The sequence below is a fragment of the Candidatus Firestonebacteria bacterium RIFOXYD2_FULL_39_29 genome, from assembly GCA_001778375.1.
Taxonomy (GTDB): Bacteria; Oederibacteriota; D2-FULL-39-29; order D2-FULL-39-29; family D2-FULL-39-29; genus D2-FULL-39-29.
Window position 1 is genome coordinate 1 of record MFGV01000092.1, and the last position, 10,566, is coordinate 10,566.

Annotated in this window: 5 protein-coding genes and 1 pseudogene; 5 read left to right on the forward strand and 1 reads right to left on the reverse strand. The window is 41.1% G+C overall.

Going from position 1 to position 10,566, the window contains the following annotated elements; all coding sequences use genetic code 11:
* Positions 1-89: 89 nt before the first annotated feature.
* The gene (locus A2536_10625) at positions 90-830 is read left to right on the forward strand and encodes a hypothetical protein (GenBank protein ID OGF44190.1); all 741 of its coding nucleotides are present in this window, start codon (positions 90-92) and stop codon (positions 828-830) included.
* 221 nt (positions 831-1,051) lie between these two features.
* Here the strand turns inward: A2536_10625 and A2536_10630 are convergent, their stop codons facing one another.
* Positions 1,052-2,179 (reverse strand): hypothetical protein, encoded by a 1,128-nt coding sequence (locus A2536_10630; GenBank protein ID OGF44191.1) that lies wholly within the window; start codon positions 2,177-2,179, stop codon positions 1,052-1,054.
* A 246-nt stretch (positions 2,180-2,425) separates the two neighbouring features.
* On the opposite strand from A2536_10630, the gene A2536_10635 reads away from it, so the two are divergent.
* From A2536_10635 to A2536_10650, 4 genes and pseudogenes are all read left to right on the forward strand, one after another.
* On the forward strand, positions 2,426-2,791 hold the full coding sequence (locus A2536_10635) for a hypothetical protein (protein ID OGF44192.1): 366 nt from the start codon (positions 2,426-2,428) through the stop codon (positions 2,789-2,791).
* A 302-nt stretch (positions 2,792-3,093) separates the two neighbouring features.
* Positions 3,094-3,726, forward strand: a complete 633-nt coding sequence (locus tag A2536_10640) for a hypothetical protein (protein OGF44193.1) — start codon at positions 3,094-3,096, stop codon at positions 3,724-3,726.
* A gap of 292 nt (positions 3,727-4,018) precedes the next feature.
* Complete coding sequence (locus tag A2536_10645; GenBank protein ID OGF44194.1) at positions 4,019-5,002, forward strand: ubiquinone biosynthesis protein UbiA; 984 nt, start codon at positions 4,019-4,021, stop codon at positions 5,000-5,002.
* 458 nt (positions 5,003-5,460) lie between these two features.
* Positions 5,461-10,566, forward strand: a pseudogene (locus tag A2536_10650) (hypothetical protein).

The window sequence follows — 10,566 nt, forward strand, 5'->3', positions numbered from 1 at the left end:
GCCTGCACTCGTACAACGGGTACAAAAGTCCCGATCAGTCAGAGAGCGACTATTACCAACTTAACAAGTAGTCCACTAAACCGGGGGAATTGCAGAAGAAGGCAAAAGAAGCAATGTTTCCTTCAAAAGACAGGATAGATTGGAAGAGGCTTAAGGATAATTATGAAATCTGGAAAGAAGATGGCTGGTGGCTGGAGTTTAATCTGTGGTTTGGCTTTGATATAACGCATTCTTCAATGGTGGGTACCGAGCGGCTTCTTATCGCTATGTTTGAGGAGCCGGAGTGGTGTGTAGATATGTTCAATCATGAACTGGATGTTGCAATCGGGCTGTATGAACTCCTGGAAAAAGAAGGTTATAAATTTGACGAGTTCATGTGGTATGACGATATGGGTTACAAGGGAAAGCAGTTTTTTTCTCTTGATATGTACAGGCAGCTTTTAAAACCTGTTCATCAGAGAGCAATAGACTATGCTCATAAGAAGGGAATGAAGGCATATATGCATTCCTGCGGAGATATAAATCCTTTTGTTCCTGAGCTCGTGAGCATGGGTCTTGATATGCTGAATCCGCTGGAAGTAAAAGCCGGAATGGATCCTGTCGGATTGAAAAAGAAGTTCGGAGACAAGCTCGCATTTCACGGCGGATTAAATGCAGTCTTGATGGAAAAAGGCGGGGACCCTCTCTGGACAGCGATGAAACAAATAATTCCCGAGATGAAAAAAGGCGGCGGATATATAAAAAGTTCCGACCATTCTATTCCCAGCAATGTAAGCTTGAAAGATATGAAAGAGTTTATTAGGCTGGCAAAAGAGCTCGGTAAATATTGATTGATGCTTGGATGGTTAGATGGTTGGAGGCTTGGCTAGAGCATAAAAAGAGGGCTTAGACTAATTACTAAGATCTAAATTCTAAGCACTAAACAAAGAACAAATATTTAATAATAAAATTACTAAACAGATAAGTGGGCTTTTGTTGTTTTATTTATTAGTGATTTGATATTAGTAATTGCTTAGAATTTAGTGCTTAAGTCTTAGTGATTGTTTTTCTATTACAATTTGAACAACGGTATCACTGTAAGTCCCGTTATTATTCCGCTTACCAGAAAGGGTAAGCTAATATCTATCGGGGCGAGGGCGCCGGCTATGAAGGGGGCGATTACGGCTCCGAGGGATGACAGGGCAACGGCTTCGCTTACGTCTCTTCCGCGGGATTTTTCTCTTGCGAACTCCTGGACATAATGGTTTTGAATAGGCGACCATAAAGCGGCGCCGAAAAGGTCGTGGGTGAGCCAGACTGTAACTGCAATCCAAAAATTCGAGATCAAGGCTGCCGCGCTTATTGCTAATGCTTCGTAGAGCATGGTTACTATGTATATGAATTTAAGGTTCCTGCCTTTCATGAAATTACCGTAGATGAACATCGGAACGCCCAGAAGCATTCTGTGGATCATAAGTACAACTGCCGCATCTGCTACCGAAATACCGAATTTTTGAATAAAAAAGAGAGGCATGATAAAACAGTGGCTGATGTTCATTCCGAGGGTCATGATAAACATTGCCAGGGTGAGAGTTTTTAGCTTTGGCGGCAAGTCTATTTTGATCAGGTCTTTGAATTTAAGCGCTACCTTATCGCTCTTTACCGGTTTGAAATCCTCTTTAAAAAAGGACATAAAGAAAACAGAGGAAAGAAAAAGAGCAATACCGCAGGCAAAAAACGCGCTTCTGGTGGCGATCAGACCGCCTATCATAGTTCCGACACCCTGCAGGAAAAACTCCATACCCACGGTTTTTGAGATGAGGCTTAAGAAATTCTTTTTACCGTTTTCATAGACCAGAATGGAACGCATAGTGTCCCGCACGATGAGAGAAGCTTCACGAACGGTTTTTACCGCTGTTAAGGGAAGAATAGAACCAAAAACCGGAGTTAAAAAGTTACCCAAAGAGCTGAAGAGAACTCCCATAGTATAAAAAGGTTTTCTTCCTATCCTGTCGGAATGAGCCCCGACATAAAGACGGAGAAAATAAATAAGTACGGATGAAAGCCCGAAGATAATACCCATATTTGCAAAAGAAATATTGATTTCTTTTAAGTAGATGGGCATTGCAAAATCATAGACACCCATGCAGACAGCAAACACCGCTGAGGTGATGATAATTATCCAAAGATTACGGTTCAATCGAACTCCTTTAATGCAGAAAATAGAAAGTCGAAAGTCGAGAATGGATTAGAGGAGCTATTGAATTTAATTAAAGATAAAATTTGTATTCTCGGTTTCAAAAAAATATCTTATTAGTCTGATTTCTTAATATACAATAAAAACAGGGGTAATTCAATATGTAGTTGCTCGATTAATCGAGCTGCCTGATGAATCAGGCAACTACATTGTTGCATATTCCATACTTTTAGGCGTAGAATATGGATTATGAAAGTTGTGTTTCAGTCGAACGACATAGGTGCGATGACGGTTGTGAAGAGTGTTTTGGAATCCGCACAGATAGAATGCGTCCTTCTTGATGAATATACTCAGCTGGTGAGACCGGCTGTTTTGCTATATTCCGGCGGCGGGCGTTTAGCGGTTGCGGATGAACGTGAAGAAGAAGCGAAAGCAATAATTGAAGATTACTTGAAAACGATAAATGAAGATACTTCGCCGGAAAAAGAAGCTGCAAAAAGTAATTTAAAATGTCCCGAATGCGGCAGCAAGGAGTTCACCCCAACCCTTTGGAGTATCATTTTTGGCGGGAATAAGTATAAGTGTACGGCGTGTGGAAATAAATTCCAATTGTAATTAATGACTAAGTACTATTGACTAGTGACTATTTAAGGAAGCCGGAGAAAAGAATCCGGCGATATAATAGGTACTGCTTGGATTTTGAGGTTTTCATGTATCAGTGTCCACCTGTGGTGAGATCTCGTCCGCAACAATAGTTTGTTGCGAGACCTCGCTTTTAGGCGGGCCAAGGGCGGAGAATCCTATAGTTTTGCAATCTCACCAAAAGATCCGCCTAACATAATTGGCGGAAGTGGAATCGGCTGTATTTGCTGTAAATTATCATAGAAATACAGCCCTTATTCTGATAAAATCTACATATGAAAATAATTAATGCTTCTGAAGTTGTAAATATTTGCGATAAAACTCTTTCTTTCTGGCATAGGATTGAGAAAGGGCTTAAGAAAAGCACGCTGGATGAAGCTCTCCTCCTGCTTAATTTCAAAAAGGAAGGGTTAGAAAAGCTTGTCAACGACTCTGCGGTCATTAACTGCTACCTCTGGCACCTGGAAGATCAGGCCCGCGCTAAGAGTTTTTCCGACACCGTAATTGCAAATATTAAACGTGCTATAGATACAACTAACCAAAGAAGAAATAATATGATGGAAGAGATAGATGCGGCTTTACTTCTCTTGCTTGAGAAAATGGGGGTAAAGACGAAAAAGAACGCCACTGTAAATACGGAAACACCCGGAAGTGTTGTAGATCGTCTTGCGATCATATCTTTAAAAATATATCATATGAAGGAACAGGTAAAACGCAAGGATGCCGGCAAAGAGCATATAGCGAAATGCAAAGGCAAGGTTGACGTTTTACTTGAACAAAGAAAAGACCTGGCCCGGAGTTTTGACGAACTCATAACTGATTTCAAAAAAGGTTCGAAAAAGCTTAAGATGTATTACCAGCTCAAAATGTATAATGACCCGTCAACTAATCCATTCATGAAGAAGTAAGCATTAAGCATAGGTGTTTCAGTGAGGTAAAAGACGGCAATGTGTTTTTAAAAAATTAAGGTTTTGTCAGTGTCCACCTATGGTGAGATCTCGTCCGCTACAATGCTGTGCGAGACCTCGCCAATAGGCGGGCCAAGGGCGGAGAATCCAAAAGCATTTCAATCTGCCTTCCTTAGTGTGATACAGACAATGTTTTGGTATCCGCCAATCTTTAAGGCGGATAATCAAAAGATCCGCCCAAAATAACTGGCGGAAGTGGAATCTTTTTTGGGGAGCAGCTGTGGACTTTAAAATGTGGATCAAGGCAATCAGGATCATCCCGAGAATAAATAAAGAAGAGTGGGACAAACTGGACATTATAAGCAAATGGCTTATTTCTACCCGTTCGGCCGTGCTTGTAATGACGATGCTTTCGTCGGCAGTAGGCGGTATTTTTACTTTAATAGACGGAAAATTTGACCTGGCTGCTTTTCTTGTTTGTTTTTTTGGCCTTACTTTTGCGCACGCTACAAATAATCTTCTAAATGATCTTGTGGACTACATCAAAGGGGTGGATAAGGAAAATTACTACCGTACCCAGTACGGCCCCCAGCCGCTTGAAAACGGTTTTCTCCCTTTAAAAAAATATATGCTTTACATTTTATTTACCGGCCTGATAGCTTTTTCCTTCGGTGTTTATCTCATCTGGCTGCGCGGTATCTCTGCGCTAATTTTATTTCTGATGGGCTCATTCTTTCTTCTTTTTTACACCTGGCCGTTAAAGTATTTCGGACTTGGAGAGTTTGCCGTTATCGCAGTCTGGGGTCCCCTGATGATAGGCGGTACGTATTTTGTTACTGCCAATGAATGGAGCTGGCTTGCAGTATTGGGCGGTCTTCCATATGCTCTCGGCGTGACAACGGTTCTTTTTGGCAAGCACATTGATAAGCTGGAGGCAGATAAGATGAAAAACATTAATACTCTGCCCGTTATCATCGGAGAAAGCGCCGCAAGAAAGACAGTAATAATAATGACCGGTCTTCAATATATCATAGTAATAGCTCTGGTCATCGCCGGAGTATTTCATCCCGTACTTCTTATTACACTTGTTGCGCTCAAGACATTTTACGGACTCTTTAAAGCCTACAGTAAAGAATTACCCGATGAAAAACCCGAGGGCTACAGATCAGATATATGGCCTTTATGGTTCGTAGCTTTTGCCTTTGATCACAATAAAAAGTTCGGCGGATTATTTCTTTTAGGACTCATTATACAGCTGATCCTCATCTTACTTTAAAAAGAAGTAGAAATATTCAAATTAGAACTTTATGGGATTAATAATAAGCAAAGCTTTTCCCGATAGAAAATATATCATAAAGTGGGGTAAAGTTGAATTCTATTCGCCGAAACTTCGGACAGCCTGTACGTCAGAGTTTCTGACGAGATCTCGCCCTTAGCGGATCCGCCAGTCTTTTAGGAGGATAAGTCCGCAGAGGTTCATTTTCTTGTAAATAAATGAAAAAATGACACTGGATTCCGTATCAAGCATAGATGACAAGATAATGCTTTCAGTTTCTTTTGTTAAATGATACTTGATAGTATTTGGCTTTTATCGTTTTGCATCAAAATTATGGTGGAAATTCCGCATTGACAAAATCCAGTATTGTGATATAATTAATGTTATAGGGTACGCTATTGAGCATTACAATTATATGAATATTGTGGCGATTGAGAGCTCGGAAGGAAGAGAGGGTTATGAAAATATTTGATAAGAATAAAAAATCCAAATTTTTTCCAAATGCTTTTATCTGTATTATTTGTTTCTTAAGCGTTTGTTATGATGCCGGAGCACAGGGGTTTCCGCAGAAAGATAAATTCACTCAAAAAGAAATAATTATAAAATTCAAGAATCTTGAAAGAGATTTTAGCCCAACGGATTTCCCTTCAGTTGATAAAATTAACAAAAAACATGCCGCGTTAAAAATAGAGAAGGTTTTCAAATCCTTTAAAACTCCCGGCAGGGTTGAATTTTCGAAAATTAAAAATAAAAATGTTAATGTTCCTGATTTATTTCAATTTTATAAGATAAAATTTGCAAAAGATGTTGGTAATATTTCGGATATTATAAATGAATATAAATCAGATCCGAATATCGAATATGCAGAGCCGAATTATTTGCAGGAAAAATCCGGGATTCCTGACGACCCTTTATTTGATAAAGAATGGCATCTGTCGAATCCGGCGGGTTTCGATATAAAAGCAACGCAAGGCTGGGATATCAGCAAAGGAAGTCCTGTAGTTATTGCTTTAGTAGATAGCGGTGTGGATTTTAACCATGAGGATTTAAAAGATAATATCTGGACAAATTCCGATGAAGTATATGATAACGGATTGGACAATGATAATAACGGATACATTAATGATATCAGGGGATGGAATTTTTCAGAAAACAATAATAATCCTGCGGATGATGACGGGCATGGGACAATTTGCGCGGGTATTATGGCTGCAAAAGGAAACAACGGTATCGGTACGGCCGGTGTCTGCTGGGATGCAAAAATAATGGCCCTTAAGGTATTTCCAAATTCTTATGCCGATGTTTGCGCTGAGGCAATAAGATATGCGGCATATAACGGGGCAAAAATAATAAGTAACAGCTGGGGAAGCAGCTACCGGTCTCAAATAATAAAAGATGCGATTGATTACGCAAAAGCAATGGGAGCTGTTTTAGTTTTTGCCGCCGGCAATAATAATTCTACAGATGAAATATATCCGGCTTGCTATCCGGAAGTAATAGCGGTAGGAGCGACTGATAGTTCTGACAAAAAGGCATACTTCTCTAACTATGGAACTTGGGTCGACGTTTTTACTCCGGGAGCTTCCATATACGGTACTTTACCAAATAACAAATATGAATATATGAGCGGGACTTCGATGGCGTGCCCCATGGTTTCCGGGCTGGCGGGATTAATTTTATCCAAATATCCAGATTTAACAAATGATCAGGTTAAAATCAGTATAGAAAACGGTTGCGATAATATTGATTTGTTAAATCCCGGATATGAAGGTTTGCTGGGAAAAGGGAGAATAAATGTTTTTTCAGCTTTGCTTGATAAAAGGGATACAACGCCTCCTACCGGAACGCCTGCAATACCGGTTTCTGACGGTAAAATATCAACCCAAAATTCTTTTAATTTGTATTGGGCAAAAGGAACAGCGGATGATCCGGAAAGCGGAATAATCGGTTATAGCTTACAGGTCGGGACTACCCCGGGAGGAAGCGATAAATTCAACGGATATGCCGGGAATGTTTTAACTAAAAACATAGATTCCTGCGAAAATGGAAAGACTTATTATTCGAGAGTGTGCGCGGTAAACGGAGCAGGAATGAACAGCAGTTGGGCCTCTTCCGGTAATGGGGTAAGAATAAATATGGTAAATGATATTACTCCGCCTGATTTCCCGGGTAAGGTAAGAAATGGGAATGTGGATATTGATGATCTGGACAGGACTTATTCTCCTGATATTTTATCGGCTAACTGGGATGCCGCATCAGATAACCAATCCGGAATTGAGAGGTATTGGTATTCAATAGGAACCATAGCCGGAGGAACGGATGTGGCGGGATGGACAGACAACGGTTTAAATATAAAAGTTAATGTAACAGGGCTGTCTCTTATAGAAGGAAAAAGCTATTACTTTTCAGTTTACGCTGAAAATAGAGCCGGATTAAAGAGTCAGATTAAAGTGTCTAAGGCCCAGGTTGCAGACAGGATTAAATCAGGAAACGGGATAAAAGAGCTTACCGAGGAAGAAGAAAAATATTATCAGGGGAAGTATAATATTATAACAAAAATTGAGCCGACGCAAGAATCGATCCAAAAATATGGGTTAAATCCGGTCACCAAATATGCTTTGCCTGCTTCGGCAAAAAACTGGCAACAGCTCCCTGTAGTGGGAAACCAGGGATCTCAAGCCAGTTGTATCGCCTGGGCAATAGATTATTATTACAAGACCTATCAGGAAGCAAAGGAATACGGTTGGACGAATCCTAATCCCGCTGTTAATCCGGAAAGAGTATTTAGTGCGTCGTTTGGATATAATTTGTCGAACGGCGGTGTTGATAACGGCAGCCTTTTTATTAATGTATTAAATAAAGTTGTGGATTTTGGAAGTGCAACATATCAGGATATGCCGTATACCGGTTATACAACCTGGCCTTCTGAGACAGCATGGAGAAACGCTATTCCTCATAAAGCCCAATCGTATTCTTCGTTTTCAATAACTACTGATGCCGGAATAACTAATATTAAACAACAGATAGTGAACGGTGATCTGGTTGTTATCGGGATGTATATTTATACCAATTACGATGGCTATCCAAATGACTACGCAGGCGGGACTAATAGTCAGGTTCTTTTTGGCAATACCGGAACAAGCCGCGGCGGGCATGGTGTAACCGTGATCGGGTATGATGACAATAAAGCCTACAATGACGGTACCGGAATAAAATATGGGGCTTTTCTTTTGGTGAATTCTTGGGGGACCGGTTGGGGGGTAACGGATGCGGATATGGGAACCAGGGGTTTTTTCTGGGCTTCTTATGAGTATGTAAAGACAAAATGCCAGAAGTATGGTTACCTAATGACAGACAAAATAGGTTATTCTCCGACAGTTTACGGTATTTACGGCTTAAATCATGCTAAGAGAGGAGATCTGGGCGTAACTTTTCAGGGCGGGGATAACAGCGCTTCGCCGAATTGGGCCTTCCCTTGCCTGCAGCAACTTGGAGGTAACTGGGCGGTAAATCAAAATATTGTAGTCGATTTATCTCCTTATTCAATTAATTATAATCAGAAATTTTATCTTAAAGTCTATGATAAAAGTACAAATGCTGATACCGGTACGGTCACATATATGGCTGTTCAGCAAGCAGGAACAGGAGCCCGGACATCTACGGATGTTCCCAAAACCACCATTAACGGCAGTAATATTTTTGTGGGGATGAACTATAATAGTTCTATTCCTCCGAGCATTGTAGCCCACCCTTCAAGTCAAACCGTAAACGAGGGGCAGACAGCGGTATTTATCATAGCGGCAACAGGAGCAACGACCTATCAATGGCAGCGAAACGGCTCAAATATTACCGGCGCAACAAGTTTAACTTATACAACTGCAGCTTTACCGTATTCTTATACAGGTTCTTTATATAGATGCGTGGCTTCTAACCCGTTTGGAAATGCAACAAGTAATAGCGCAACATTAACGGTTTCAGATGTCACGGCGCCTGTAAGCTGCAGTGTCAGTGTAAATACCGGAGCAGCATATACAACAAGCACAAGTGTGACTTTAACATTATCTGCAGCAGACGGGACAGGAAGCGGTCTTGTCAGTATGCAGGTAAGTAACAACGGAAGCAGTTGGACGGATTATTCGTATGCAACAAGTTTACCCTGGACATTATTGGCGGGTGACGGAGCAAAGACAGTATATGCTAAATTTAAAGATAATGCCGGTAACTGGACAAGTGCAGCGGTTACAGATGGCATAACATTAGATGCAGCAGCGCCTGTAAGCTGCAGTGTCAGTGTAAATACCGGAGCAGCATATACAACAAGCACAAGCGTGACTTTAACATTATCTGCAGCAGACGGGACAGGAAGCGGTCTTGTCAGTATGCAGGTAAGTAACAACGGAAGCAGTTGGACGGATTATTCGTATGCGACAAGTTTACCTTGGACATTATTGGCGGGAGACGGAACAAAGACAGTGTATGCTAAGTTTAAAGATAATGCCGGTAATTGGACAAGTGCAGCGGTGACAGATACGATAATGCTGGATACGGTACTGCCGACGGTAGTAACGGCTGTTGTTGATGCAACTACTGTAAACATTACATTCAGCGAAGATGTAACAGCAGTAACAGCGATGAATAATTCGAATTACAAAGTGGAATCGCCGGCGGGATCAAATAAAAATCTGTCAGGGACAACTATATCATATGCGGATAATGTTGCAACAATAACCGGATTAACATTTGTGTTAGGGAATACATTTACAATAACAGTAACAGGGGTAAAGGATCTGGCGGGAAATACAATAGGAAGTAATAATGCGGCGGCAGGAAATGTAACAGGAATAGATAGCACGGCTCCAATAAACTGTACAGTAACGATAAACGGCGGAGCAAATTATACAAACAGTACAACGGTGACATTAGCATTGTCGGCAATAGACAGCGAATCCGGAATGGGACAGATGCAGTTCAGTAATACGGGATTGGAGGGGAGCTGGTCAATCCCTGAAAGTTATGGCATGACTAAGGTATGGATCTTGTCGACGGGAGACGGAACGAAGACTGTATATGTTAAGTTTAGCGACAATGCGGGTAACTGGACAAGTGCAGCGGTTACGGACGGAATAACGTTAGATAGTATAGCGCCTGTAAGTTGCAGTGTCAGTGTAAATACCGGAGCAGCATATACAACAAGCACAAGCGTGACTTTAACATTATCCGCAGCAGACGGGACAGGAAGCGGTCTTGTCAGTATGCAGGTAAGTAACAACGGAAGCAGTTGGACGGATTATTCGTATGCAACAAGTTTACCTTGGACATTATTGGCGGGTGACGGAGCAAAGACAGTATATGCTAAATTTAAAGATAATGCCGGTAATTGGACAAGTGCAGCGGTTACAGATGGCATAACATTAGATGCAGCAGAGCCTGTGATAACAACATTAACGCCGAATAATTGTGTGTATGGAAATGCGGCAACTGTAACAATAACCGGTGGGGGATATTTTGGAGGAACAGACAGCGCGGATGTGAGAGAAATAAAAGTTGGGACAACGGTAATAACA

Excerpts from the sequence above, each read along its gene's own strand:
- A2536_10635 (OGF44192.1), top strand. The coding sequence starts at position 2,426 with ATGAAAGTTGTGTTTCAGTCGAACGACATAGGTGCGATGACGGTTGTG.
- A2536_10640 (OGF44193.1), top strand. The coding sequence starts at position 3,094 with ATGAAAATAATTAATGCTTCTGAAGTTGTAAATATTTGCGATAAAACT.
- A2536_10645 (OGF44194.1), top strand. The coding sequence starts at position 4,019 with ATGTGGATCAAGGCAATCAGGATCATCCCGAGAATAAATAAAGAAGAG.